This is a genomic window from Actinomadura rudentiformis (assembly GCF_008923185.1).
Classification (GTDB): Bacteria; Actinomycetota; Actinomycetes; order Streptosporangiales; family Streptosporangiaceae; genus Spirillospora; species Spirillospora rudentiformis.
This window is the reverse complement of the sequence record NZ_WBMT01000005.1, coordinates 139,217-166,085: the sequence shown is the minus strand read 5'-3', so window position 1 is coordinate 166,085 and position 26,869 is coordinate 139,217. Positions and strand designations below refer to the sequence as shown.

The window sequence follows — 26,869 nt, the reverse complement described above, 5'->3', positions numbered from 1 at the left end:
TGGGAGGCATGTAGATGCGCTAGGACCGCGACGACGTGCTCGTAGACCTCGCCAAGGCGGGCGCCCGGATGAGCCGGGCGCCCGCTGTGGGTTAACGGAGGGGGCGGGGTTTGGCTCTGAGGCCGCCGCAGCCTATTTCGCTGGCTATGGCCGGGCCCTGGGTTTCCAGGCGCAGGTAGCGGGCGATCGTCGGGCGGAAGCGCGCTTCCTTGAGGGTGTGGTCTAGCGGCCACGTGCCTTGGGTCAGGGGGCGGAACGTCTTGCCGTTGGTGCTCGCGGATATCCGGTAGGACGTGATGTTGCCCGTGGTCACGAAGTCTTCTAGGACGAAGTCCTTAGCGGTGTCCTGGCGCGGGAGGTAGGTCAGGATGTCTACGCCAGTGAAGACCTTGCCCAGGTCGATGGTGATGGACTGCGGCCCCTCGGAGGTTGTCCAGAGGGTCTGGTCGGCTTGGCCGTTCCAGCCGAAGTCGCTGTGGCCGTCGATGGCGTTGGCGGCCTCGCCGGTTGTCGCGGTCGCGGACGTGGGGGTCAGGGGGTGCTTCACCACGTCGGGTTGGCGTGGGAGCGGTGGGCGTTTGGCAGGGCGCCACTGGCGGCCTACTTCATGGAGGGTTTGGACGACTGTGTCGTCCAGGAGGCCTTGCGGGTTGGGCGGGCAGTTGAGGATGAACGTGCAGTAGCGGGGTTCGAGTTTGGCTAGGTGGCCTTCGACGATTTGTTGGGGCGTGAGCAGGTTGGTCGGTGTGGAGGGGTGCCAGAACCAGCCTGCGGGGGCGATCGTCTGGCCTTGGGACGCGGCGTAGGTGTTGCCCGGCGGGCAGAAGACGCCGCCCTTGGTCTCCTCGATGAAGAGCAGGTCCGAGTGCCACGGCACGGCGAGGCCGTTGAGGTCCAGGACCAGGCAGTTGGGTTGGAGCGAGGAGATGTGCTCGCGGATCTCGTGCCAGGGGATCGTCTTGTGGTTGAACGCCCAGTGCCAGGCCCAGCCGTCGAGGATCAGCAGGGGGATGGGGCCGTAGCCCGTGAGCAGTTCGGTGAGCTGGGCCTTGACGAAGTCGATGGCTTCGCGGGTGATCGGCGGGCGGTCGTCGAAGCCCTTGGGGCCGACGCCGTTGGTGCGGTCCCAGATCGAGAAGTAGAGGCAGGGCGTGAGACCTCGGGACCGGAAGGCGTCGACGTATTCGCGCACGATGTCGCGTTGGGCCTTGTAGGTGGTCTTCTTGGTGGGCCACAGGCAGAAGCCGTCGTGGTGCTTGGCCGTGAGCACGCCGAACTTCATGCCTGCGGCCTTGGCCGCATCCGCCCACTGGCCGCAGTCGAGATGGGTCGGGTTGAACGAACGTGGGTCTTGGTCGGGCTCGACCCACTCCGCGTCGTGGTAGGTGCCCATGTTGAAGTGCAGGAACATGCCGAAGCGCCAGTCGACAAAGCGCTTCTGGAGGCGGTAGCGGTTGCCCATGGAGTAGGACGCGGATGCGGGCGTGGCTGCGAGCAGGGGAAGAGCGGCGCCTGCTCCGAGGAACGTTCTGCGGTGGAGACTCATCGTGCACCGCCTCGGTGGTTGGCGACGGGGACGAGAGTGGGCTTGCCGATGGTGGCGTTCTCCTCGGCGATGACGGCGAGAGCCAGGGTGTTGCGGCCGCGCTCACGGAGGATGCCGGCGGGCAGTGCGAAGTCCCGCTGCGGGCCGGTGGAGAGGTACTGGCCCATGTTCCAGCCGTTCAGGAAGAGGATGACGCGGTACTTTCCGCTGCCCTGTGGGAAGCGCAGGGTCAGGGGAACGTCCTGATCCTTCGGCAGGTCCAGGTTGAACGTGGTGCGGAGCCAGGACGAGCCCGGGGTGATGGTGGACTGCGCTGGACGCCACGTGCGGTCGGAGTAGCCGGGGAGGGTCCAGCCGAGGCGCTCGCCTATGAGGCCACCGTTGTTGAGGGGACCTCGGACGGGGTCGGTGGCACGGGCGCCCTGGATCTTCCAGGTGATGGCCGCGTCGCCGACCGACGCGCCGACGAGGCCGCGCGGCTGCTTCTGGCGGACGTCCTCGGCGGTCCAGTCGTCGTTGTGGCCCATGTTGCCGACGAGAACGGCGAGGGTCGCGGGTTGCCCGGCCTTGAGCAGGCCGGACGGGATCGTGAAGTGACCCGGCCCGGGGTCGGGGTTGGGCGGGGTGGACGCGTCACCGGCGTCGGCCTGGACTCCTCCGGCGGCCGAACCCAGATAACGGCCGTTGAGCCAGACCTGGTAGATGCCCTTCCGGCCAGTGATGGCGTTGAGGTCGACGGTCTTCTCCTGGCCGTCGGACGTGAAGCGCCCGCGATACCAGACGTGCCCGTGGTGGTAGCCGTAGTCATCGGCGTACAGGACGGGCAGCGTCTTCGGCTTGATCGGGCTCACCGTGGTGGTCTTGTCGGCCACGGTCCACCGGGAGTCGTCGAAGCCTGGCTTGGCCTCGGGAGCTCCCTCGGCGCTCCGCCACCGGGTCAACTCGGGTAGGCGGACGGCTTTGGGACCTGCCGCATGCGCCAGGAGCGAGCCGCTCGGGGTGCGGCGGGCGGTGATCCGCTTGCCGTTGAGGGTGAGACCCCTGGCTGGGGCGAACACCTCTACGTCCCCCGCCTTGGCCAGGTCGGCGCGCAGGTGGATGGTGCTCTGGCCCTTCGCCGAGCGGACGAGGGAGGTGCCGCGGACGAGGACGTCGTCGGCCCGCCAGAACTTCGCCGCCTCGGCGTCGGTGCCGAGCAGGAGCAGGAGCGGGCGGCGGCCGCCGTCGCTGATGAGCACGCGGGCGAGGCCCTGGTGGTCATAGCCCAGCGTGAGGTTGCCGTTGGCGTACGAGGTCTGGACGGAGCCGGAGAGCACCTTGACCGTCGGGCGCGTGGCGTAGCGGAGGACGGTGGTGCCTTGCGTTCCCTCCTTGCCGTAGAGCACGGCGACGTCCCGGCCGCCCGACTCGGTGTGCGTGAGCAGTTCGGAGGTGCTCACCGCCAGGCGCTGGCCGCCCATGTCGTAGCCCGCGAGCAGAAGCTTGGCGTCGCGGCCCTTGACCCGGACCGGCACGGTGTACGAGCCGTCGGGCGCCGTCCAGGTGAGGGTGGCGGACTCGTCGGCGTCGGTGGTGCGGTCGGCGTGACGGACGAGCACGACCTGGGTGCCTGTGTCCGGGTTGGCGCGAGCCTCGGTGTGCACGGCGGCGTTGCTGGACGCGGGGGCGGACGCGGGGTCTGTCTTGGTCAGCGGCGCCGCCGTGGTGAGGAAGAGCCCCTGCCGCTTGAACTCGTCGTACTTGGTGGTCAGCTGCCGGTTCTCGGTGATGGCGGCGCCGTAGTCGTAGGAGGTGTAGACGTCATTCGGCTGGGGCAGCCAGCCCCACGACGTTCCGCCGTACGCCATGTAGTAGCCGAACATGGTGGCGCCGCTGGTGACGAGGTTGGACTTGTAATAGACCTTCATGTAGTCCGGGCCGGTCAGCTCCCGGCACTTCTCATAGCCCGCGTCGTTCAGGTCGATCGCGCCTGCCTGGTATTCGGCGGCGTAGACGGGCGCCTCCCTGCTCCTGCGTTCGGTGACGCCCGTGCCCCAGGTGCCCCACGTACGCGGGTCAGGGCAGTTGAACGCCTGCGGATAGTCGTCCACGCCGAGGATGTCCACGGCGCCCTGACCTGTGGACCAGTCGGTGGTCCAGTCGGCGGCGTCGCAACACTGGTTGTGCGTGATGGGCACGTCGATCCCGGCCGCGCGCGCTCTGGCCGAGATGTCGGCCATGTAGGCACGGTCGGTGTTGACGGCGTATTCGTTCTCGGCGTTGTAGGCGATGACCGAGCCGCCACGGGTCGCCTGGTGGCGGACAATGATCGGGTTGATGCGGTCGAGCCATTCGCGGTAGGCCGCGGTGTAGCCGGGATCGCTGGAACGAGCACGTCCCGGCACGTTCTTGAGCCAGGCGGGCAGGCCGCCGCCCGTCGTCTCGGCGTTGATGTACGGGCCGGGCCGGGCGACGACGTACAGGCCCAGTTCCTCGGTCATCCGCAGCAGCCGGTCGACGTCCCGGACGCCGGTGAAGTCGTACACCCCTTGCTTGGGTGAGTGGTAGCCCCAGTGGAAGTAGAGCGAGACGCCGTTGAAGCCGGCGGCCTTGATCCTCTCCAGGGTGTCCCGCCAGAGCGCCTGGCTCGGCAGCCGGAAGTAGTGGAACTCCCCCGACCACAACAGCACCCGCTTGCCGTCGACCATGAGCGAGTACTTGTCATAGGTGATCTTGGGAGCGGCGACGGCCCTGTCCGCCCCCGCTTCCGGCCCCGCCTCCGCCCCCGCAGGGGAACCCGGTGCCCAGAACGTGGCGGCCACCATGAGCGTCGCGAACAGGAACGCGAGCGTCCTGCGGAAGCCCCGGCCCTGGGGACCTCTTCTTCGAATGCTGTCCTTGCCGGTGCTGCCTCTTCTAAGGGTTGGTCGCATCGTGGGCGTCCTTCCGCAGATCGGATGGCGGTGATGGCGGAGACGGTCGCGTCGCCGAGCAGGACTGGAGGGGCACGCGGCGCCTGGCGCCAGCAGACGGCGCCCGGCGCCCGGCGCCGGGATCAGGGCACGGGCGCGCGCATGGAGGAGTCTCCGGGCTCTCGCACGGCCTCGAGATGGGGGTGGTGGCGCCCCGCCCCCACCGCTCAGCGGAGGCGGAGGCGGGGCGCTGTCCGTTACTTGGTGAAGGAGAAGGAGCTCAGCCGCACGTCACCGCCGAAGACGAGGTAGACGTCCGTGCGTCCCGAGGCCTGCGCGATCTTGCCCGTGATGTCCTGGTAGGTGTACTTGTCACCGGTGGACGGCACGGTCAGCGTGCCGAGCAGCCGGCCGCCCGGCCCGCCGGCGCGGACCTGGATCGTCGCGGTGCCCGCGCCCGCCTTGGCCACCCGCGCCTTGATGCCGGTGGGGCCGGAACGCAGGTCGGCGTCGGCGAACGAGATCCACGCGCCGGCCACGCCGCCGACGGCCGTTCCGCTCGCCTTGGACTCGTCGACCAGCTTCACCTTCGAGTAGTCGTCGAAGTTCACCGCGAGCGTGGCCTTGCTCAGGTCGCGGGCCGGGACGCGCTCCCCGTTGACCTTGATCGAGGCGCGCTGCCGGATGTCGCCCGCCGAGGCGCCGACCAGCAGGTCATAGGTGGACGACTCGACGATCTCCTTGCCGCGCGTCACGTCCCAGTGCGCCAGGTCGGCCTTGGCGAAGGTCAGCCGCACGGTCGTGGTCTTGCCCGCGGCCAGGTGCACCTTCTGGAAGGCGCGCAGCTGCTTGAGCGGCTGCTTGACGCGCGAGGCCCGCTGGTGCGTGTAGAGCTGGACGACGTCCGAGCCCGCGACCTTGCCGGTGTTGGTGACGGGCACGCTCACGGTCACGTTCGCACCCGACCCGGAGACCTGCGGGCGCCCGTACCGGAACGTGCTGTACGACAGTCCGTGGCCGAACGGGTAGAGCGGCTTGCCCTTGTAGTAGAGGTACGTCCGGTTCGACTTGATGATGTCGTAGTCGAAGATGCTCGGCAGTTCCCGGTCGGACCGGTACCAGGTCTGGGTCAGGTGGCCGGACGGGTCGACGTCGCCATAGAGCACGTCGGCGAGGGCGTTGCCGGTCTCGGCTCCGGCGTGCGAGGTCCACACGATCGCCGGAACGTTCTTCTGCTCCCAGGTGATCGCGGTCGGGTAGCTGTTCTCCAGGACCAGGGTGGTCTTGGGGTTGGCCTTGAGCGCGGCCTGGATCAGCGCCCGCTGCCCGGCGGGCAGCTCGGTGGAGGGCCGGTCGTAGTTCTCACGGCCGTTGATCGTCGGGTTGCTGCCCGCCAGGAAGACGACCTGGTCGGCTCCCTTGGCCGCTTTGACCACCTCGTCGGCGCCCTTGACCAGCGTCTCCTGGGCGAAGACGGCGGCGGCGTCCTTGGTGCCGAGCTTCAGCTTGCCGTCGTCGCCGATGGCGACGTAGTTGCCCGAGCTGAACCACGTCTCGTGGGTCTCATAGCCCGCGTACCGCAGCTTGACGTTGCCGTCGGACTGCTTCTCCACCGCGAACTGCTGCTGGACGAACCACCCGTTCGGCTCGACCTGGTCGTTGACGAAGCTCGACCAGTTCCAGCCGACGTACTTGCCGTTGGCCGCGTTCCGCAACGTGACGATCCCGTCGCCCCAGTCGGTGACGTCGAACTGCGAGGTCGCCGCGGGCGCGGTGTCGCTCAGCGAGAGCGCGGCGCCGGAGGCGCCGGAACCGCCGGTGACGTACTTGCCGCTCTTGACGTCCTTGAGCGCGATCCGGTCGTCACCGCGCACGCCGGTGACCGTGGCACCGGGGCCGAGCTTGGCCTTGATGCCGTCCACCGGCGTGACCTTGTACGGCATCTGGCCGGAGTACCAGTCGGTGTAGACGACGTCGGCGAGAGGCCCGACGACGGCGACCTTCTTCGCGGAGCCCTTCGCCAGCGGCAGGGCCTTGCCGGAGTTCTTCAGCAGCACCATCGCCTCGGCGGCGGTGCGGCGGTTGAGGCGCTTGCTCGCGTCGGTGTTGAGCACCGAGGTGTCGATCTTCCCGTACGGGCCGCCGTCCGGGTCGAACTCGCCGAGCCGCACCCGGATCGACAGGGCGCGCTTGACCGCCGCGTCGATGTCGGCGACCTTGATCAGACCCTTGGCCAGCGCGTCCTTGATCGCCGTGACCGTGACCGAGGCGTCCCGGTTGTTGGCGGTGAAGCTGTCGTTTCCGGCCTTGAGGATCGCCGCGTCGCCCTGGGTGAAGTCGGGGTAGTAGTTGGTGTTCCACCGCGGGTCGGTGCCGGAGCCGGCCAGGCTGTCGGGCAACCCCGCGTCGGTGACGTTGAAGAGGTCCTTCTTCGTCCAGGACCGCACGAGCCCGGCGAGGTCGGGGTTGACCGCGTTGGGCCGCCCGTTGATGAGGTTGTACGCCGACATCACGCCGGTCGCGCCATCGGCGGCAAGGATCGGCTTGAACGCCTGGCGGTCGTACTCGTTCAGCACCCGCTCGCGCAGCTGCACGTCCGTGGTCGAGCGAAGGGTCTCATTGTTGTTGCCGAGGTAGTGCTTGAGCGTCGGCGCGGTGAGCAGGTACTTGGGGTTGTCGCCCTGCATGCCCTTGCCGTACGCGTTGGCGATCGCGGCGGTGAGCGTGGTGTCCTCGGAGTACCCCTCCTCGTTGCGGCCCCACCGGGGGTCGCGCAGCAGGTTGGTCACCGGCGCCCACAGGTTGAGGCCCCAGTACATCCGCTCGTCGTTGGTGGAGTGGTAGCCGCGGGCCTCCACGCCGGTCGTCTTGCCGACCTGCTTGATCAGGTTCGGGTCCCAGGTGCTGGCGAGCCCGACGGCCTGCGGGAAGACCGTGCCCTTGTCGGCGTCGATCTTCTGGTCGCCCCAGCTGGTCCACGCGAGACCGTGCACGGCCTCGGTGCCGGTCTTGAACGCCTTGATGCCCAGCCGCGGGATCGCCGGCTGGTACTGGTGGAGCAGCGAGATCTTCTCGTCGAGCGTCAGCCGCCCGAGCAGGTCGGCGACCCGCGTGTCGAGCGAGAGCGCCGGGTTCTGGAAGGGCAGGCTCTCCCGCGCGGTGGCGGGAGTGGCGAGGCCGACCGAGGCCGCCAGGGCCACGGACAGCAAGGGGATCAGCGGCCGTCTGAACCGGCCGGGTGAACGGGTGGATGCCACAACGATTCTCCTCATCGTCGAAGCTGCTGCACTTAACGGATTGGCCCCCGCCCCCGAGGTGTTGGTCTTTCTTATTCAGTTGTTCCACGCGCCTCGAGGTGCACCCCCGCACTAAATCGAAGCGCTTCGATTAATGTCCGAACAAGGTCTGCAGCGAATATCTCCTCGTCAGTTCGCGGGCGCGGTGCCGGCGCGTGCGGTGCCCGCGGTGCCGGCGCGTGCCGTGTCGGCACGTGCCGTGTCGGCGGTGCCGGCGTGTGCCGTGCCGACGCGTGCGGTGCTGGCCCGTGCGGTCAGCCGCGGCGGCAGCAGCGTGGCCGGCGGCACCTCCTCGCCGTCGAGCTTGGCCATGAGCAGCTCCACGGACCGGCGCCCCACCTCCTCGGCCGGGATGGCGACCGAGCTCAGCGGCAGCTCAGCGTGTTCAGCCAGATCGTCCGGGCAGATCGCGACCACGGACAGATCCTCGGGCACGCGCCGTCCCGCGTCCTGGAACGCCTTGACGAGCGGGGCCAGGACCGACTCGTTGTGGATCACCACCGCGGTCAGCTCCGGTTGCTCGGCGAGCAGCCGGTCGACCAGCGCGCGGGCCGCCTCGACGGTGGCCTCGCACGGGTGCACAGTGCCCGCGACGCCGTGGCGCTCCGCCGCGGCCAGGAACCCCTCGGAGGTGCGCTGGGCGTAACCGGTCCCCCGTTCGTACACCTCCGGCGGCGAGCCGATCAGGCCGACCGCGCGGTGTCCCAGGCCGGCCAGATGCTCCAGGCACGCCTCACCGGCCGCCCGGAAATCCAGGTCGATGCAGGTCAGGTCCTCTGTTTCGGCGGGGAAGCCGATGAGCACGGAGGGCCGGTCCAGCGAGCGCAGCATGGGCAGGCGCTCGTCGTGCAGCTGCACGTCCATCACTATCACCGCGTCCACCAGGGCGCTGTCGGCCACGCGGCGCACGCCCTCCTCGCCCTCCTCCTGGGTGAGGAGCAGCACGTCGTGGTCGTGCCGCCGCGCGGTGGTGACGACCGAGACGGCGAACTGCATGATGACGGGCACGTGGATGCCGGTGCGCAGCGGGATCACCAGTGCGAGCACGTTGGACCGGCTGCTGGCCAGCGCGCGGGCCCCCGCGTGCGGCCGGTAGCCGAGCTCCCGGATGCTGGCCCGCACCCGGCGGACGGTCTCCGCGGAGATGGAGCGCTTACCGCTCAGCACATAGGAGACCGTGCTCGGCGACACTCCGGCGTGCCGCGCCACGTCAGTGATCTTGACCACGGACCGTCCCTATTTGAAGCGTTTCGATTATGTGAATGATAAGTGTGTCACATCGCTGACACAATGCCGTTCAGCCAGAATATCCCTGCCATCTGGCACGTAATTTCTGCCGGCCTGAACGCCTTGCGATCGCGGGCTCACCGAGCATGATGGCGAGCGCCGCCCCGGTCAGTAGGGCGCCCGCGAGAGCCGTCGACCGTGCGCCCGTGACCGGCAGCAGGAGACCGCCGAGGAGCGCCCCGCCGCCGATGCCGAGATTGAACGCGGCCGAGGTGCCCGCCGAGGCGACGTCGGTACCGCCCGGCGCCGTCTCCAGCACCCGCGCCTGCATCGCGGTGGCCAGCGCGGGCAGGCCCAGCCCGAGCAGCGCGAGGGCCACTCCCGCCATGACGGGGGTCGTGCCCGCCACGTACAGCATCGCGAGCGCCGCCGTCAGCATCGCGGCGGCGACCCCGAGCATCGCCCGCGGCCCGCGGTCGACCAGCGCTCCCGCACAGGCCAGCCCGATGATGTCCGCCACCCCGTTCACCAGCAGGAGAACACTGATCGCGTGTTCCGGAACGCCGCTCACCTCGGTGAGGAAGGCGGTGATGTAGGTGAAGAACGTGAACGTGCCGGCCACCGTGAGCACCGTCACCGCGACCAGGAGCAGATAGCGGCGGCGGTCCGGAGCGGTGGCGGTGTCGGCATGGCTCTCCCCCGGCGGCGTGGACGGCAGCAACGCGGCCGTCGCGGCCAGGGCGAGCGTGCCGAGCACGCTCAGCACCGCGAACGACCACCGCCAGCCCACCTGCTGCCCCAGCCAGGTGCCGGCCGGAACGCCGAGCACCACCGCCAGCGACCCTCCGGTGAAGACGAACGCCGCCGCCCTCCCCCGGATCTCCGGGGCCAGCAGGCCGGCTGCCACCACCACCGCCACCGGCCAGAACACCGCGTGCGCGAGCGCCGTGGTGATCCGGGCCGCGAGCAGCACCCAGTAGGAGTCCGCGACGGCCGTCACCCCGGTCGCCACGACGAAGACCGCCAGCACGACGAGCATGAGCCGGCGCCGGTCCACCTTGCCCACCACCAGGGTGAGCGGCACCGACACCACCGCGACCATCAGCCCGTAGCCGGTCACCAGCAGGCCGACCGCGGTCTGCGAAGTCTGCAGGTCCGCGGCGACGAGTTGCAGCAGGCCGATCGGGAGGGTCTCGGTGGAGCCGTAGCAGAAGGCCGCGATCGCCAGAGCGCCGACGGCGGCGGGACCGGAGAGGTCCCGCCTCCCCGGCTTCCGTCCCGGCTCCCCGCTCACCGGCTTCTGGTTCACCGGCTTCTGGTTCACCGGCTTCCGGCTTCCTGACTCGGGACGCGGCCGGGCCCGCCCGTGGCGATCAGGTCGCGATACCAGAACGCGCTGTCCTTCCAGGTGCGCGTGCCCGTCGCATAGTCGACGTGGATGATGCCGAACCGCCTGGAGTACCCGTAGGACCATTCGAAGTTGTCCATCAGCGACCAGGCGAAGTAGCCCCGCAGGTCCACTCCGGCGTCGAGCGCCCGTTCGGCCGCCGCGACATGGTCGCGCAGGTAGGCGATGCGCCGCTCGTCCCGTACCCGGCCGTCGCCGTCCACGGTGTCGTCGAACGCAGCGCCGTTCTCGGTGACCATCAGGGGCAGCCCGGGATGGTCGCGGTGCAGCCGGAGCAACATCTCGTCCAGGCCCGTCGCGTCGACGACCCAGCCCATCGCGGTGTGCTCCCCCTCTTGCGGCAGGAACGCGACGTCCTCGCAGCCGACGAACGGGGTGGCCTCGCTGACCGCGTGCCCGTCGGCCCCGGGCTCGGCGGAGGAGGGCCCCAGCGAGACCAGGGTCGGCTGGTAGTAGTTCACGCCGAGGACGTCGATCAGCGGGGCGCAGGTCCCCGCGTCCCCGTCACGGACGAACGACCAGTCGGTGATCGGCGCGGTGTCCTCCAGGAGGTCGGCGGGGTAGCCGGTGCCCAGCATCGGGCCGAGGAAGATCCGGTTGGCCACCGCGTCCACCCGCCGCACGGCCTCCGGGTCGCCCCGCAGGTGGTGCAGGTTGAGCGTGACCGAGTGCCGGGCGTCCGGCGACACGACGCCGCGGAGAGCGCGCACCGCCAGGCCGTGCCCGAGGTTGAGGTGGTGGGCGGCGGCGAGCGCGGCGGCCGGGTCGGTGCGGCCCGGGGCGTGCACCCCGGACGCGTAGCCGAGGAACGCCGAGCACCACGGCTCGTTCAGCGTCGTCCACATCCGCACGCGGTCGCCGAGTTCGCGCCCGATCCGTTCGGCGTACTCGGCGAAGCGGAACGCGGTGTCGCGCACCGGCCAGCCGCCCGCGTCCTCCAGGTCCTGCGGCAGGTCCCAGTGGTAAAGGGTGGCGACCGGTGCGATGCCGTGCTCCAGCAGCCCGTCGATGAGCCGCGAGTAGAAGTCGACGCCCTTGCGGTTGAGCGGCCCGTGCGTGCCCTCGGGCAGCACGCGCGACCATGAGATCGAGAAGCGGTACGCGTTGAGCCCCAGCTCGGCCATCGACGCGAGATCCTCGGGCCACCGCCGGTAGTGGTCGGCCGCCACGTCACCGGTGTCGCCGGCCAGTACGCGCCCGGGCGTATGGCTGAACGTGTCCCAGATCGACGGCGCGCGCCCGTCCTCGTTCGCCGCGCCCTCGATCTGGTACGCGGCGGTCGCCGCGCCCCACAGAAAGCCTTCCGGGAACCCCATCAGCCCTCCTCGGGCAGTGTGATCTCGACCGTGTCGCCGGTCGCGCGGATCACGGTGCCCTGTTCGTGCGCCTCGGCGTCGCCGCCCGACACCCCGGACACCGAGCGGACTCCGACCAGCAGAACGTTCCAACCGGCCGCACCCGCAGCCGTGACCCGGACCACCGCGCCGTTCCGGGAGGTGGTGAACGACGCGGCGGTGGTCCCGTCCGGGGCGGGGATCTCGGTGGTCACGGCGGCGCCGTCGACCGGCTCGTACACCCGCAGCGTCACGCCCTCGGCATGGTCGTAGTCGGGCCTGTCCTCGACGGCGCCCTCGGGGATCACCGCGCCGGGCCGGACGAGCAGCGGCACGCTCTCGAAGCCGTGCCGCTCCCGCACCCACCGGCCGCCGCGCACCTGCTCGCCGGTGAGGTAGTGCGTCCAGACGCCGTCGGGCACGTAGTACGACACCTCCCCGCTCGCGTCGAGCACGGGGGCCACGAGCAGGTCGTCGCCGAGCATGTACTGCCGTTCCAGATGGGTGCAGGCCGGGTCGCCCGGGAACTCGAGCACCATCGCGCGCATCATCGGCGTCCCACCCTCGTACGCCTGCCGCGCGGCGCCGGACAGGTAGGGCATCAGCCGCATCTTGAGCCGGGTGAACGTCCGCAGCACGTCCACCGACTCCTCGTCGAACGCCCACGGCACCCGGTAGGAGTGGCTGCCGTGCAGGCGGCTGTGCGAGGACAACATGCCGAACGCGATCCACCGCTTGAAGAGCGCCGGATCGGGCGTCCCCTCGAAGCCGCCGATGTCATGGCTCCAGTAGCCGAAGCCCGACAAACCCAGCGACAGCCCGCCGCGCAGGCTCTCCCCCATCGCCTCGAACGTCGACTCGCAGTCGCCGCCCCAGTGCACCGGGAAGCGCTGGGACCCGACCGTGGCCGAGCGTGCGAAGACGACGGCCTCGCCCTCGCCGCGCCTCTTGCGCAGCAGCTCGAACACGGCCTGGTTGTAGAGGTAGGTGTAGTAGTTGTGCGCACGCTCCGGGTCGGAGCCGTCGTAGTAGACGACATCGGTCGGGATGCGTTCGCCGAAGTCGGTCTTGAAGCTGTCGACGCCCATGTCGAGCAGCGCGTCCAGCTTGGCCACGTACCACTCGCGGGCCTCGGGGTTGGTGAAGTCGACCACCGCGCATCCCGGCTGCCACTTGTCCCACTGCCACACGTCGCCGTTCGGGCGCTTCAGCAGGTAGCCGCGGGCCTTCCCCTCGGCGAACAACGGCGAGCGCTGCCCGATGTACGGGTTGATCCACAGGCAGATCCGCAGGCCGCGCTCCTTCAGCCGGCGCAGCATCCCGGGCGGATCCGGGAACACCCGCGGATCCCACTCGAAGTCGCACCAGTTGTACTCGCGCATCCAGAAGCAGTCGAAGTGGAAGACGCTCAGCGGCAGGTCGCGTTCGGCCATCCCGTCGATGAACGACGAGACCGTCTCCTCGTCGTAGGAGGTGGTGAACGACGTCGACAGCCACAGCCCGTACGACCAGTCCGGCAGGCGCGCCGGGCGGCCCGTCAGCGCGGTGTACTTGCGCAGGATATCCTTGGGTGTCGGCCCGTAGATGAAGAAGTACCGGAGTGACTGTCCCTCGACGCTGAACTGCGTCCGGGTCACCACCTCGGACGCCACCTCGAACGACACACGCCCCGGGTGGTCGACGAACACGCCGTATCCGCCATCGGTGAGGAAGAACGGGACGTTCTTGTAGGCCTGGTCGCTGTTGGTGCCGCCGTCGGCGTTCCAGACGTCCACGACCTGGCCGTTCTTGGCCAGCGGCCCGAACCGTTCGCCCAGCCCGTACACGTGGTGGTCCACGCCGAGGTCGAGCTGCTCGCGCACGTAGTGGCGGTCGTCATCGGTGTCGATGACGGCCATCGCCTTGAACCCGCTGCCGGTGAGCCGGCGCCCCTCGGCCAGGAAGTCGACCCGCCACTCCTCGCCGCGGTTGACCCGTACGGACAGCGCGCCCGAGGTCAGCGTCACCGCCTCGTCGTCCAGCTCGGCGGTCGCCACGCTTGCCCCGTCGGCGAGGAGCTCGAACTCCGGCCGGGGCTGCCGCTCTCCCGCGAAGTGCGTGATGGTGACGCCGATGACGTCGGGCATGGGAGACGTGCACGAGAGCGTGACGACCGGCCCCTTGAGCAGGTCGCCGCGGTGGCGGATCCGCTCGGCCGGCGCGTGCACGGTGAACGAGCCGGGCCCGGTCACGCAGTCGAAGGCCTCGGCCGGGTACACGGCGTGCACGCCCTCGCGCATCATCCAGTAGCCGTCACTGAACTTCATTTACTTGATCGCTCCCGCAGTGAGTCCGCGCGCCAGGGTGCGCTGGAAGATCAGGAAGAAGACGACGGTCGGGATGAGCCCGAGCAGCGACGCCGCGCTCGACATCGTGGCGTCCATCATCCGCTGCCCCTGGAGCACGCCCAGTGCCACCGAGACCGTCTGGTTGTCCTGCGACACCAGGAAGACCAGCGGGATGAGGAACTCGTTCCAGGTCCAGATGAAGAAGAACACCATCAGCACCGAAAGCGTCGGCCGCACGCTCGGCACGACGATGCGCCACAGGATCTGCCAGCGGTTCGCGCCGTCGATGCGCGCCGCCTCCAGGAGAGGCTTGGGGAACGTCCCGAGCACCGAGGACAGCAGATAGGTGCCGAACGCGCTCTGGATGACCGTGAAGACGATGATCACGGCGATCCGGGTGTCGTACAGGTCGACCTGCTTGGCCAGGTAGTACAGGGGGTAGACCAGCGCCTCCTGCGGCAGCGTGTTGGCCAGCAGCAGCAGCGCCAGCACCCACATGCGGCCCTTCACCCGGCCGATGCCGAGGGCGTAGGCGTTGAACACCGACAGCAGCACCGCGAGGATCGCGACCGAGCCGCTGATCAGCGCGCTGTTGAGCAGGACCTGGCCGAAGCCGACCCGTTCCCAGAAGTCGGTGATGCTGTCGAAATGGAGGCCGCCGGGCGGTGCCAGCGGGCCGTCCTCGGTGTACTCCTCGGGCGTCTTCAGGGCGTTGAAGACGACCACGACGAACGGGATCAGCATGATCCCGGCCAGCGCCGCCAGCCCGACGAGGACCGCGTAGGCCGAGGGTCCGCGGCGGCGCCGCCGGCGCGGGCGCGCGGCCCGCTCCGAGGTTCGCTTGGCGGTGATCGCGGTCACCGGTCCTCCTCCAGATCACGACCCTGGAAGCGCAGGAACACCACCGTGAGCGCGACGATGATCAGGGTCAGCACGGTGGCGATCGCCGAGCCGTAGCCGACGTCGGTCTTGTCGAAGAAGTTCGTGTACGAGTAGTACGACGGGACGTTGGTCGCCCCGCCCGGGCCGCCCTTGGTGAGGACGTAGATCGGACCGAACACCTTCAGCGCGGCGATGGTGGTCCACAGCAGCACCACGAAGATCTCCGGCCGGATCTGCGGCACCGTCACGTGCCAGAAGCGCCGCGCCCACGAGGCTCCGTCGATCTCGGCGGCCTCGTAGAGCGAGGGCTCGACCCGCTGCAGCCCCGACATGAACACCACCAGCGGGAAGCCGACCTGGATCCAGACCATGACCCCCACGACGCTGTAGAGCGCGGTGTTCGGGTCGCCGAGCCAGTCATGCGCCAGCGAGCCCAGGCCCACCGCCTTCAGCAACTCGTTGACGGCGCCGTTGTCGGGAGCCAGCAGCCAGCTCCACACGATGCCGCCGATGACGATCGGCAACACCTGCGGCATGTAGATGCAGGCCCGCAGCACGCTGGCCACGCGCGGGCCGAAGTGACGGTCGATCAGGTCGGTCAGCAGGGCGGCCAGCACGAGCCCGAGGGCGGTCGGGATGATCGCCATGCCGACGATGATCAGAGCGTTGTGCTGGAACGAGGCCCAGAACTCGCCGTCCTTGAACAGCTCCGAGTAGTTGGCCAGCCCGATCCACTTGGGCGTGCCCACTCCCTGCCACTCGGTGAGGCTCGTATAGATGTTCATCAGGAACGGCACCCCGATGACACCGGTGAAAAGCAGCAGCCCGGGGATCAGGTACGGCAGGTAGGCCAGCCGTTCCCGCCGCCCCCGACCCGTCCGGGCTGCCGCCTTCGTCGTCGCAGTGGTCACTTGGGAAGACCGCTGTCGTAGGCCTGCTGCAGCGTGCCCAGCACCTTGTCGGGCGTGGCGCTGCCGTTGATGAGCTTCTGCGTCTCCGACACCCACTTGTCGTAGAAGCCGGTGACCGGCCAGTCAGAGTAGAAGCCCAGCCCGTCGCTGGTCGAGAGGGTGGTGAAGCCCTCGATCAGCTTCTTGGTCTTGGCGTCGGTGATCGCCGAGGCGTCCGCCGCGACCGGGATGCCGCCGGCGTTGCCGAGCGCGTTCTGGATGCCCTTCTTCATCGTGATGTCGATGAAGTCATAGGCGAGTTCCTTGTTCTTGGAGCCCTTGGGCACGACCCAGTGGTTGCCACCCGATCCCGGGCTCATCTTCGCCTCGGGCCAGTTGGAGATGCTCCAGTTGAACTTGGCGTCCGACTTCACCCGGCCGAACCACCAGCTGCCTGAGAACATGATGGGGAACTTGCCGCCCATGAACGCCAGGCCGGCGTCCTCGGCCTTGGTGCTGACCGAGTTCTTGGCGATGTAGCCCTTCTTCACCCAGTCGGCGAAGGTGGTCGCCCCGTACGTCCAGGCGGCGTCCTTGAGGTCCGCCTTGGCGGTGTAGCGCTGGAAGGCGTCCACCCAGGGGCGGTCGGCCTTGGTCAGCGCGAGCTGGTAGAGGTACTGGTGCGCCATGTACTCCGCACCCGAGTTGGCCAGCGGGGTGACGCCCTTGGCGACGAACTTGTCCAACGCGGACGTGAACTCCGCGAAGGTGGTGGGGACCTTGATGCCGTTCTTCTTGAACAGGTCCTCGTTGTAGTAGACGAGCAGGTATTCGGCGTAGTTGGGAATGCCGAACCACTTGTCGCCGCCCATGGTGCCCTTGGCGTCGTACTTGGCCGTCACCTGCACGTTGGGGCTCAGCAGCTTGTCCCAGCCGCGCTTGGTCACCTCGGACGAGATGTCGGTGAGCAGACCCTGCTTGGACAGGAGGCCGGTCGTCGCGTTGCCCTTGTTGTACTCCAGCACGTCCGGGGCGTCCTTGGAGTTGAGGACCATGGGCGCCGTCTTCTGGATCTGTTCGAAGCCCTTCTCCTCGAACTTGACCTTCACGCCCGGGTGGGTCGCCTCGAACTCCTTGATGGCCTGGCTCCAGGCCACGCCCATGGCGCTGTCGGGTGTCTCGTAGTGCCAGAGCCGCAGTTCCTTGCCGCCCGAGCCGCCGTCGTCGTCGCCTCCGCCACAGGCGGTCAGCGCCATCGCCCCCGCGGTGAGCACCGCGAGCAGGGCCGTGCCCTTACCTCTGAACATGGGGATTCCTCTGCAACATGGGACTTCCTTCTGGGGTGGTCGTGTCCCCCGCGCCGCGCTCCCCGACCCCCGGCAGGGATTGTCGAAGCGCTTCGATTGCCAGGATCGTAGACCGGAGGTGATCCAGCGCACAATAGGGAGGTGGAGATCACCTGCGGAAACTCCATGCGACCTGCGCGGATGTCATGGGAACGCTCCCACCGCATGGCCCGTCCACCACGGCAACCTTTTCGGAACCCCGGGGCGACTATCCGGCATGGCGAGCACTCACATCCTGGGCGGATCGTCCCTGGACGGCCAGGTCCAGGGTGAAAGATGGGACTTCGGCCCGCTTTCTGACGACACATCCGATGCTCGCTGTTACCCTCGTCCTCCGGTGCGGATCAGCACCCGAGGCAATCCCAATGAAGGCAGTGACAGTGGGGCCGCAACAGAACGGGGAGCGCTCCCATTGAGGTCGCGGGACGAGGCCGCCCGTGCGGAGTTCCACCGTTTCTTCAAACAGCACCACCGTGAACTGGCCCGGCTCGCCTACCTCATGCTCGGCGATCCCGACGCCGCCGACGACCTGGCCGCCGACGCGCTCGCGGCCGCCTGGCACCGGTGGGACCGTGTGCGGGACGCCGACCAGCCGCTCGCCTACGTACGGCGGATGGTCGTCAATCTCTCCAGCTCCCGGATCCGTACCCTGGTGCGTGAGCGCGACAAGTTCTCCCTTCTCGGCGCGTCGGCGGACGAGCACACCTACGGCCCCGACGTCTCCGCCGTGGTCGACGTCCGGGCCGCGCTCCAGCGGCTGCCCGAGCGCAAGCGGGCCTGCGTCGTGCTGCGGCTGGCCTTCGACCTGTCAGAGCAGGAGACCGCCCGCGTCCTCGGCATCTCCGTGGGGACCGTGAAGAGCCAGACCTCGCGGGGAGTCGCCGAATTGGAGAAGCTGTTGCGGGGGCACGGCGGCGCAGTCGAGGAAATCATCACCCGCGCCGCGCAGGGGGACGAGCAACCGAAGGAGGGCACGTGATGCGGGGGCGCAACGGGGAGCACGAGCCCACGCCGGAGCACGAGCCCGCGCTGGAGAACGGGCCTGCGCCGGAGCACGAGCCCACGCCTGGGAGCTTCGACCGATGGCGGGACCTGCTGCGTTCCGAATCCGAACGGCACGATCCCAGCGAGGAGGTCATGTGGGCTCGCGTGGAGTCGGCCATGGCCGAACCGCACGGCGGCAGTGCCCGGCGGCGCCGCAGGGTCGCCCTGCGGGTGGCCGCGGCGGCGGTCGCCACCGCGGCGGTGATCGGGTCCGCCGTCGCCATGCGGCTCACCGGCCCGGACCGGACCCCCGTGGTACCGGTGGCGGAAGGCACCGGCACACCCCGGACGAAACCGTCATCGCCGGGTGCCGCCACGCCCACGGAGGGCGGCAGCCCCAAGCCCGGACCGGGCGGTACGACCACGTCATCGTCGTCGTCACCTGCCTCCAGCCCCACATCCAAGTCGACCCGCACACCGGTCAACTCCGACGGCGCCGTGGCGGCCACGGCGTCGCTCGACCCGAACAGCTCGGCCTACTGGGCGCAGCACAACATCGTCCTGAACGTGCGGCAGCCGCTGGACCGGCTCGCCGTGACGATCCGGATCGCCCGGACCGGGAAGGTGTCCCCCACCGGATCGTGGCTGACACTGCCCGCCAGCGACTTCGAGATCTCCACCGGGAACGCCGGGGACGACGTCGTCTACCGGTGGACGCTGCGCGCGGGCCGGTCGGTGCCGGTGGGCTCGCACACCCTGGCGGCCCAGTACAACCGGGGAGCCGGTCACGACCCCCGCAAGGACACCTTCACCGTGACCGCCACCGCGGGAGAGAAGCAGGCCACGCTCTCCGGTCATTTCTGATCCCTGGCCAGGGCTGCGTAGCGCTCGCCCATCAGCCGCAGACCGAGCGCGTCGGGGTGCAGCCCGTCCGGTAGGCGGGCGGCGTCGTCCTTGCCCAGCAGCTCACGCCCGTCCAGATAGGCGAGCGAGCGGTCGCCCCGGGCCCGGCGCAGCGCCACGGCCTCCGCGAGCAGGTCGCGGATCATCTGCAGGGTGAGATCGCCCTCGGCCTCGAAAACGCCGTCGGGGCGGTCGGCACGGGTGTAGGCGGTGGTCTCCCGCTCCGGGCTGATGATCGGCGACACCACGGTGATCGGGATGTCCGGCCGGTGGTCGCGGAGCGTGGCGAGGAAGCCGTGCACGAGCGGGGCGAAGGTGCGTTCCCGCAACGACGCCTTGTTGTGGATGTTGATGCCGAGCTTGAGCGTGATGTGGTCGGCCGGAAGCTCCGCGATCATACGGGCCACCAGCGGATCCAGATGGCACTGCCCCGCGTACCCCAGGTTGGTGAGGTGGCGGCCGAGCAGCCGCGCCGCGACCGCGGGCCAGGTGCACGACGGCGTCGCCTCCAGTCCGTGCGTGATGCTGCTGCCGTAGACGATCCAGCGGGGCCGCCCGTCCGGCCCGGGCGGCTCGATGGCTCCGTCCAGCCCGTGGACCGCGCCGATCCTGACCCCCGGCACGTGCGGCAGCCACAGCTCGATGTCCTTGGTGCCGTCCGGCAGCCCTTCGAACTCCAGGGACTCGCGTTCAAGGCCGCCCGCGTGCGTGGTGTACAGCTCGCCGTCCACCACCAGGTCGTACCAGACCATGAGCGCGGGATCGCAGTCCGGCGCCGGCACGGGTTCGACGTCCACGGCGATGCGGGTGGCCGCCGTACAGAAGCACAGCCGCACTCCGCAAGGGCCCGCCGCCTTGTCGACCAGATCCGGATGGTGCAGGGGCAGGTCGTCGACCGGCAACCGCCACGGCCGCACGAAGCCTTCACCCTGTTCGACATTCAAAGAGCGGCGTTCAACGTCCACGGCGCCCTCGATGCGGACGATCCCGTCCGCCAGGACATGGCCGGCCATGTGACCTCCCCTCCGGAAAGCGCTTACCTCATCACGCTAGAGATCGACTGGATCCGCGTCAACCAATGCTTTCAATCTCGTTCAGACGGCAACCTTCCGGTGCCACCGAAGCGACTAGGGCCACGAAACCCCGGAACGAACGGAAGGAAACGCATGGTGACCAAACGAGCGGCGGGCCGGTGGATCGTGACCGTCCTCGCAGCCGGGCCGGCCCTCGCGACCGCGGGCTGCGGGGCTGACGCGCCCCGGCAGGCGACCGCGGTCAAGGCGGCCACGGCGAAGGTGGCTGCCGCACCCAGTTCGTGGCCGGCAGCGAAGGGGCCATGGCCCGTCGATGCCACGATCCCGGTCAAGGGCACCTACGACGGCGGCCTCAAGCGCTTCTACGGCACCGGCAAGCTGGGCGGCGGCGGCCAGGACGAGGGCCAGGACCCCCTGTTCAAGCTCGCCGATGGCGCCGTGCTGAAGAACGTGATCATTGGTGCCCCGGCCGCGGACGGCGTGCACTGCCAGGGCACCTGCACTCTCCAGAACGTCTGGTGGGAGGACGTGGGCGAGGACGCGGCCAGCTTCAAGGGCAAGTCCGCCTCGTCCACCTACCTCGTCCAGGGCGGGGGCGCCCGCAAGGCCTCCGACAAGGTGTTCCAGTTCAACGGCGCGGGCAAGCTCACGGTCTCCAATTTCCAGGTGGAGAACTTCGGCAAGCTCGTCCGTTCCTGCGGCAACTGCTCCAAGCAGTACAAGCGCACCATCGTGCTCGACCAGATCACCGTCAGGGCGCCCGGCGCGGCTGTCGTCGGCGTCAACACCAACTACGGCGACACCGCCACGCTGCGCGGCATCACCATCTACGGCGACGCCAAGAAGAAGATCGCGATCTGCGACCGGTTCACCGGCAACAGCTCCGGCAAGGAGCCGAAGAAGACCGGCAGCGGTGCGGACGGCAAGCACTGCCTCTACTCCGCCCCGGACATCACTTACAGGTGAGGCCCTGCCGGACCGATTAAAACGTGTCAAGACTGCCTGGCGGCGACGAAGGAGCTCTTGACGCGTGCTCTGGCTCACATCTAGGGTCCTCCGCGAGCAGGAGTTAAAACGTTTTCACGATGTCGGCGCACATCGAAGCTCGTGGAGGTACGACCTTGACCGACCTCAGCCGTAGACGGGTGCTGCAGATCGGCACCGCCGCGGGGGCGGGGGCGCTACTGGCCCCCGCCCTTCCGGGGCAGGGCCTTGCGGCACAGGCTCTTCCGGCGCAGGCCGGGGCGCGGACGTTCGCGCCCGCCGGCCCCATCCGGCCGGGCGCCGTCTTCCGGCCCCGTTTCCGCTGGTGGTGGCCGGACGGGCTGGTCGACCCCCGCGAGATCCGGCGGGAGATCGACCAGATCGCCGACGCCGGGTTCGGCGGCGCGGAGATCGTGGCCGTGCACCACAGCATCCGCGACAAGTCCGTTCTCGACCCGGCGGGGCACGGCTGGGGCGGATCGGCCTGGAACGCCGGCGTCGAGGCGGCGCTGGACCAGGCGAAGCGGCGCGGCATCACGGTCGACCTGACGATCGGGCCCGCCTGGCCCGCCGCCGTCCCCACACTCACACCCGACAGCCCGGCGGCGATCCACAAACTCGCGTACGGGACCGTGACCGTGACCGCGGGCCAGACCTACAACGGCCCGGTGCCCGAGCCGGTCAGCGCGCCCGCGGCAGGGGTGACCGCGCGGCGGCTGGAGGCCGTGCACGCGGTACGGATCGACACCGCGAACTCCACCCGCAAGGAGACGGGGCTCTCCCGTACCTCCTGGCAGGATCTCACCGTGCAGGTCCGGGACGGCGCGATCGAATGGACCGCGCCCGGCGACGGCGGGTCCGGCGGCACGCCCGGCGGCGACTGGGTCCTGCTGTCGTACTGGCGTCGTGGCAGCGGGCAGCGGCCGGAGTCCGGCCCGCACTCCGCCCCCGACTGTGTCGTGGTCGACCACTTCAGCGCGGCGGGGACGAAGGCCGTGACGGACTTCTGGGAGTCCAGGCTGCTCACCCCGAAGATCCGCCGCCTGCTCCGGCAGGTGGGAGGGGCGCTCTTCGAGGACTCCATCGAACTGGAGACCAAGGCCCTCAACTGGACCCCTGACCTTCCCGCCGAGTTCGAGAAGCGCCGCGGCTACGCGTTGTGGCCCTACCTCCCGGTGATCGTGCGCAAGAACGAGAACGCCGTGCACGCCTACGAGGCGAAGATCACCGCACAGGTCCGGCACGACTTCTGGCTGACCGTCTCCGACCTGTTCAACGAGCACCACTTCAGGGCCCTGACGAAGTGGGCCCACTCCCTCGGCCTGGAGATGCGCGCCCAGCCGTACGGCCTGGAGACCGACGCGATCGAGAGCGCCTCGATCGTCGACGTCCCCGAGGGCGAGTCGCTCGGTTTCCGGAACCTCGACGACTACCGTGCGCTCGCCGGCGGCCGTGACATGGCGGGACGCACCGTCCTGTCCTGCGAGGCGGGGGCGTACCAGGGCGGGGCCTACAACACCACGTGGAAGAAACTTCTGCGCACCATGGGAGGCGCCTACGCCGCCGGGCTCAACCAGACCGTCCTGCACGGCTTCTCCTACGCGACCGCGCCGGGAGTCGCGTGGCCCGGCTTCGCCGCGTTCACCCCCTACAACGGCACCGTCGGCTACTCCGAGTCGTGGGGACCACGCCAGCCGACCTGGCGGCACGCGCCCGACATCGCCGCGTACCTGGGCCGTGTCCACCAGACCATGCAGGCCGGGCGGAACCGCGTCGACATCGCGGTCTTCCGACAGAAGGGCTACACCAAGACCGGCATCGGCGCGGCCTGGGTGACCGCGGCCGGCGTCCCGCTCGGCTGGACGCACCAGTTCATCAGCGCCCCGCTGCTCGATCTGCCGAGTGCGACCGTCTCCGGGGGCCGCCTGGCCCCCCGTGGACCCGCCTACAAGGCGATCTTCATCGAGGGTGACCGGTTCACCGGGATGGAACGCACCCTCCCGCTGGCCACCGCGCGGCGGCTCCTCCAGCTCACCAAGGCGGGGTTGCCGCTGGTCTTCCTCGGCGACTGGTCCGGCGCCACCGTTCCCGGTGTGCCCGCAGAGGGCGAGAACGAGCGGCTCCGAGCCGTCCTCGCCGAGCTGTTCGCCCGGCCCACCGTCCGCCAGGTCGCCGCCGAGGCCGACGTGCCGGGTGCCTTCGCCGCGCTCGGAGTCACACCCGACGTCCGGTATGCGGCGAGCTCGACCCTGCTCAACGCGCACCGGGTCGTGCGCGGCGCGGACCACCACTACGCCGACCACTACTACCTGGTCAACGGCAAGCACGCCGAGACGGTCAAGCCGCCGGTCGCGGCCGTCGACCACGACGTCACGCTGACCCGCACCGATCGGCGCGCGGTGCCCCACCGGCTGGACCCGTGGACCGGCGAGCTGGAACGCGTCGCCGTGTACAGGGCCGACGGCGACCGGGTCACCCTCCGCGTCGCCCTGCGTCCCGCCGAGGCGACGATCATCGTGCTGGCACGCCCGGGGCGTGCCGCCCCTCACGCCACCGCCCCCCACGCCACCGCTACCGACGCCCCCGAGATCCGGTACGCGGGAGGGCGCCCGGTGGTCCGGTCCACCGCCGCCGGGACGTTCACGACGAGTCTCTCGACCGGCCGGACCGTCCGCACCGTGATCGGCCCGCTGCCCGCGCCGCTGGCCCCGGCCCGCTGGCGGCTCAAGGTGGAGGACTTCCGTCCCGGCGCCACCGCGGCAGAGACCGAGATCGTCCACCACGAGCTGGCGCTGGACGGCCTCAAAGCCTGGCCTGACATCCCGGAGCTGGCCGACGTCTCGGGCATCGGGCGCTACATCACGACCGTCGATCTGGACGCGTCCTGGTCCGGCGCCTATCTGGAACTGGGCGAGGTGTTCGACACCTGCCGGGTCACGGTCAACGGACGCCGGCTGCCGCCCGTGAACCTCTTCGCGCCCGTCGTCGACATCAGCCCGTACCTGCGGCGCGGCACCAACACGATCGAGATCGAGGTGGCGACCACCCTCAACAACCGGCTGCGCGTCTCCGACCCCGGCGTCTACGGCCGCGCCGCCCGCCAGCCGTACGGCCTGACGGGTCCCGTACGGCTCGTCCCGTACGGCGAACGGGCGATCAGTATCCGCTGAGCGGCCAGAGGGAGGTAGGCCACGCGGTCACGCCGTCACGCGGCACTCGGTGCCGTTCAGCGTGAACCTCGCGGGCTTGCGGTGGGCGCCGTCGTCATCCTGTCCGAGAAAGCCGAACTGGGCCGTCCCGCGCGGCTGGATGGTCCGGTTCCAATCGGCGGCGGTCACCGTCACCTCGTTGCCCACCTGCTCCCGTCCCCCGTTCCAGAGCTGGGTGATTCGCTGTCCGCCCGGGAACGTCCACGCGAGCCGCCAGCCGTCGATGGGCGAGCCGCCAAGGTTGGTGACCCGCACCTCGACCTGGAAGCCGCCCGGCCACTGCCCGTTGACCGAGTAGGCCACCGCACACTGTGTCACGGCCTTCTGGGGCGTCCGGGAGACCCCTGGAGGCGCAGCGGAGGAGCCGTCGCCGCCGGTGCCCGGAAGATGGCTGATCAGCAGGGCCAGCGGGCCGAGCGCGACGATGACGCCGCTGGCGATCAGCAGTGCCCGCCCGCGAGGCAACCCCGGCTCGGAGGCCGGCTCGGCCTCGCGCAGGGGGACCCGCTCGGGCTCGTCCAGGACCTTGGTCGTGTGGCCCGGTCGTGGTGTCGGGTCGAGGTCGCCCGCCGGAACGTCGCTCGCCGGAACATCGCTCGCCCGGGCGGGGCGTCGCCCGGGGGCGACGACGTCCGGCAGCCCCGCGGCACGCCGCAGGCCGGCCGCGACCTCGACGGCGGACGGGCGCTCCTCCGGCGCCTCTTCCAAGCAGCTCTGGAGGAGCCTGGCCATCGGCTCGGGGACGTCCAGCGCCGGAAGCTCCTCGGCGCTCACAGCCGTCCGGCCGGCGAGCGCCGCCAGCAGGGTCACGCCGAGAGAGTAGACGTCCGCGCTCGGGGTGGGCTCCTCCCCGGCCTGCAGTTCGGGGGCGATGTAGCCCGGCGTGCCGAGGAGAAGGCCGTCGGCCTCCGCCGCCGCCGCCGAGATGAAGGCGATGCCGAAGTCGAGGATCTTGATCCCGGTCGGCGTGAGGAAGACGTTCGCGGGCTTGATGTCGCGATGCACCACCTGGAGCGCATGCGCCGCCGCGAGCGCGTCGGCGAGCTGCGCGCCGATGCCCGCGACCTCCTGCCAGGGCAGCGCCCCCTCCGCCAGCCGGGCGGAGAGGCTCTCGCCTTCGAGCAGCTCCATCACCACGTACGGCTGGTCTTCCTCGCCGTAGTCGTGAACGCCGGTGATGTTGGGATGATTCAGCCGTGCGGCGGCCTTCGCCTCCTCGCGGAAGCGCCGCCTGAACTCGTCCGGCCAGTCCTCCCGCGGAATCTTGACCGCGACGGGGCGGTCCAGCACGACATCGAGCGCGCGCCAGACGGTCGCCATGCCCCCGTGGCCGAGTGGTCCGACCAGCCGGTAGCGCGTGCCGAGAGAATCGCCAGGGCTCACCATACGGGGACCTTATGCCCGGCGCACGGGGGCTCATCCGCAGTTCGCCGATCTCCGATCTTCGATCTTTCGGAACGGGACCGAGGGCACGCGGGAGGCGCCGCGTGCCCTCGGAAAGGGGCAGACGTCAACGGTCAGGACGTCATGCAGTGAGGAGTGATCTCGCTGGCTGCTCCCGAGGACCTGACCACGTAGCCGAACGTGGTGGAGCCGCCGACCGGGAGAGCGCCGTTCCAGGTGGCGTTCTTGACCTCCACATCCGCCCCGGTCTGTGTGTGGGTGCCGCTCCAGAGGGTGTCGACGGTCTCGCCTCCGGCGAACGTCCAGTGCACGGCCCAGCCGCCGAACGGGACGGTGCCGGTGTTGGTCACCTTCACCTCTCCCTGGTGGCCGCCGTTCCAGGAACTGATCGTCCTCTGCTCCGCCCTGCACACCGCGCCGGGCTGCTGCGTGGGCGTCGTGGTGGGTGTCGGGCCGGTCCCGGGGCCGACGCCGGTCACTTCGCCGTTCCCTCCGTCGAAGACGACGTCGGAGCAGTTGTAGAAGGTCTCCGCGCTGTCGGAGCGCTGCCACACCGAGTAGATGAGGTGCCGGCCGCTCTTGCCCGACGGCAGTTGAGCGTTCCAGTAGTAGTAGGAGGCCTCGTTGCCGGGCGAGCCGACGCTCGGGGGGTCGGTGACGGTGTCGAACGGCTGCTCTTCCAGGTCGTTCCAGGTCAGCGCCCGGGTCGGGCTCCAGCTGTCCTTGGTGATGTAGAGGCGGAACGAGCCGGGGTGGGCCGCCCACTTGTTGTACCGGAACTGGATCTCCTTGCCGGAGGTCAGGTGGGTGAGCGGCCAGTCGTCGCGGGCCAGGTCGTACCCGCCGAAGTCGTAGACCTTGGCGTCGCCGCTGCACAGCTTCCCGTCCGGGATGAACCCGCGCGTGCGTCCCGCGCCGTCCGAACGCAGCACGGCGAACCAGTTGTAGAGGGAGGTGGTGCCGCTCTGCGCCACCGCCGCCTTGCAGGCCGGGTTGTTGGGCTTGATCTCACCCGTCGGGCTGAGGCCGTCCTTCCAGCACAGGTACGTCCGGCTGCCGGCCATCATCATCGCGCCGTGCGCCGATGCCGGCGCGGGGCTCAGCCCGAGCCCCAGCAGGGCCGCCAATCCGACGGCGCACGCGGTCCGTCGCCGCAGTCTCACCATGTCCTCCTCTGTCGCGGCCCCTGGATCGATCTCTCGCC

General features: G+C 69.8%; 17 protein-coding genes. 4 read left to right on the top strand and 13 right to left on the bottom strand.

Features of this window, described 5'->3' with window-relative positions; genetic code table 11:
• Window positions 1–91: 91 nt before the first annotated feature.
• From F8566_RS12180 to F8566_RS12135, 10 genes are all read right to left on the bottom strand, one after another.
• Window positions 92–1,546: an alpha-L-fucosidase gene (locus tag F8566_RS12180; protein ID WP_151560299.1), complete on the bottom strand. Its 1,455-nt coding sequence runs from the start codon at window positions 1,544–1,546 to the stop codon at window positions 92–94.
• Window positions 1,543–4,458 carry a beta-galactosidase gene (locus F8566_RS12175; RefSeq protein WP_225993091.1) on the bottom strand — a complete coding sequence of 972 codons (2,916 nt, stop codon included), beginning with the start codon at window positions 4,456–4,458 and terminating at the stop codon, window positions 1,543–1,545. The genes F8566_RS12180 and F8566_RS12175 overlap by 4 nt, the downstream gene beginning before the upstream one ends.
• Window positions 4,459–4,694: 236 nt before the next feature.
• Window positions 4,695–7,694: a glycoside hydrolase family 3 C-terminal domain-containing protein gene (locus F8566_RS12170; RefSeq protein ID WP_225993090.1), complete on the bottom strand. Its 3,000-nt coding sequence runs from the start codon at window positions 7,692–7,694 to the stop codon at window positions 4,695–4,697.
• A 168-nt stretch (window positions 7,695–7,862) separates the two neighbouring features.
• Window positions 7,863–8,960, bottom strand: coding sequence for a LacI family DNA-binding transcriptional regulator (locus tag F8566_RS12165; protein ID WP_151560297.1), 1,098 nt, complete (start codon window positions 8,958–8,960; stop codon window positions 7,863–7,865).
• Window positions 8,961–9,030: 70 nt separating this feature from the next.
• Window positions 9,031–10,284 carry an MFS transporter gene (locus tag F8566_RS12160; RefSeq protein WP_192809645.1) on the bottom strand — a complete coding sequence of 418 codons (1,254 nt, stop codon included), beginning with the start codon at window positions 10,282–10,284 and terminating at the stop codon, window positions 9,031–9,033.
• Window positions 10,281–11,684: a GH1 family beta-glucosidase gene (locus F8566_RS12155; RefSeq protein ID WP_151560295.1), complete on the bottom strand. Its 1,404-nt coding sequence runs from the start codon at window positions 11,682–11,684 to the stop codon at window positions 10,281–10,283. The genes F8566_RS12160 and F8566_RS12155 overlap by 4 nt, the downstream gene beginning before the upstream one ends.
• Entirely contained in the window at window positions 11,684–14,008 is a 2,325-nt protein-coding gene (gene yicI / locus F8566_RS12150) for an alpha-xylosidase (RefSeq protein ID WP_151560294.1), read from the bottom strand. Before yicI ends, F8566_RS12155 begins: the two co-directional genes overlap by 1 nt.
• On the bottom strand, window positions 14,009–14,890 hold the full coding sequence (locus F8566_RS12145) for a carbohydrate ABC transporter permease (protein ID WP_225993089.1): 882 nt from the start codon (window positions 14,888–14,890) through the stop codon (window positions 14,009–14,011).
• Complete coding sequence (locus F8566_RS12140; RefSeq protein ID WP_151560293.1) at window positions 14,887–15,822, bottom strand: carbohydrate ABC transporter permease; 936 nt, start codon at window positions 15,820–15,822, stop codon at window positions 14,887–14,889. The genes F8566_RS12145 and F8566_RS12140 overlap by 4 nt, the downstream gene beginning before the upstream one ends.
• On the bottom strand, window positions 15,819–17,108 hold the full coding sequence (locus tag F8566_RS12135) for an extracellular solute-binding protein (protein WP_151560292.1): 1,290 nt from the start codon (window positions 17,106–17,108) through the stop codon (window positions 15,819–15,821). The genes F8566_RS12140 and F8566_RS12135 overlap by 4 nt, the downstream gene beginning before the upstream one ends.
• A 451-nt stretch (window positions 17,109–17,559) precedes the next feature.
• Here F8566_RS12135 and F8566_RS12130 point away from each other — a divergent pair, with 451 nt between their 5' ends.
• Both F8566_RS12130 and F8566_RS12125 read left to right on the top strand, forming a co-directional pair.
• Window positions 17,560–18,126 carry a SigE family RNA polymerase sigma factor gene (locus F8566_RS12130; protein ID WP_225993088.1) on the top strand — a complete coding sequence of 189 codons (567 nt, stop codon included), beginning with the start codon at window positions 17,560–17,562 and terminating at the stop codon, window positions 18,124–18,126.
• Complete coding sequence (locus tag F8566_RS12125; protein ID WP_151560290.1) at window positions 18,126–18,995, top strand: hypothetical protein; 870 nt, start codon at window positions 18,126–18,128, stop codon at window positions 18,993–18,995. Before F8566_RS12130 ends, F8566_RS12125 begins: the two co-directional genes overlap by 1 nt.
• On the opposite strand, the gene F8566_RS12120 is transcribed toward F8566_RS12125, so the two are convergent.
• Window positions 18,986–20,047 carry an SGNH/GDSL hydrolase family protein gene (locus F8566_RS12120; RefSeq protein ID WP_151560289.1) on the bottom strand — a complete coding sequence of 354 codons (1,062 nt, stop codon included), beginning with the start codon at window positions 20,045–20,047 and terminating at the stop codon, window positions 18,986–18,988. The genes F8566_RS12125 and F8566_RS12120 overlap by 10 nt on opposite strands.
• 153 nt (window positions 20,048–20,200) lie before the next feature.
• Between F8566_RS12120 and F8566_RS12115 the strand changes: the two genes are divergently transcribed.
• Both F8566_RS12115 and F8566_RS12110 read left to right on the top strand, forming a co-directional pair.
• A complete protein-coding gene (locus F8566_RS12115) occupies window positions 20,201–21,034 on the top strand; it encodes a pectate lyase (protein WP_151560288.1) in 834 nt (277 codons plus the stop codon).
• A gap of 155 nt (window positions 21,035–21,189) precedes the next feature.
• Window positions 21,190–24,222 carry a glycosyl hydrolase gene (locus F8566_RS12110; RefSeq protein ID WP_225993087.1) on the top strand — a complete coding sequence of 1,011 codons (3,033 nt, stop codon included), beginning with the start codon at window positions 21,190–21,192 and terminating at the stop codon, window positions 24,220–24,222.
• A gap of 27 nt (window positions 24,223–24,249) precedes the next feature.
• On the opposite strand, the gene F8566_RS12105 is transcribed toward F8566_RS12110, so the two are convergent.
• Together F8566_RS12105 and F8566_RS12100 are read right to left on the bottom strand one after the other, a co-directional pair.
• A complete protein-coding gene (locus F8566_RS12105; protein WP_151560286.1) occupies window positions 24,250–25,647 on the bottom strand; it encodes a protein kinase domain-containing protein in 1,398 nt (465 codons plus the stop codon).
• 131 nt (window positions 25,648–25,778) lie between these two features.
• A complete protein-coding gene (locus tag F8566_RS12100) occupies window positions 25,779–26,831 on the bottom strand; it encodes a lytic polysaccharide monooxygenase auxiliary activity family 9 protein (protein WP_151560285.1) in 1,053 nt (350 codons plus the stop codon).
• Window positions 26,832–26,869 lie beyond the last annotated feature (38 nt).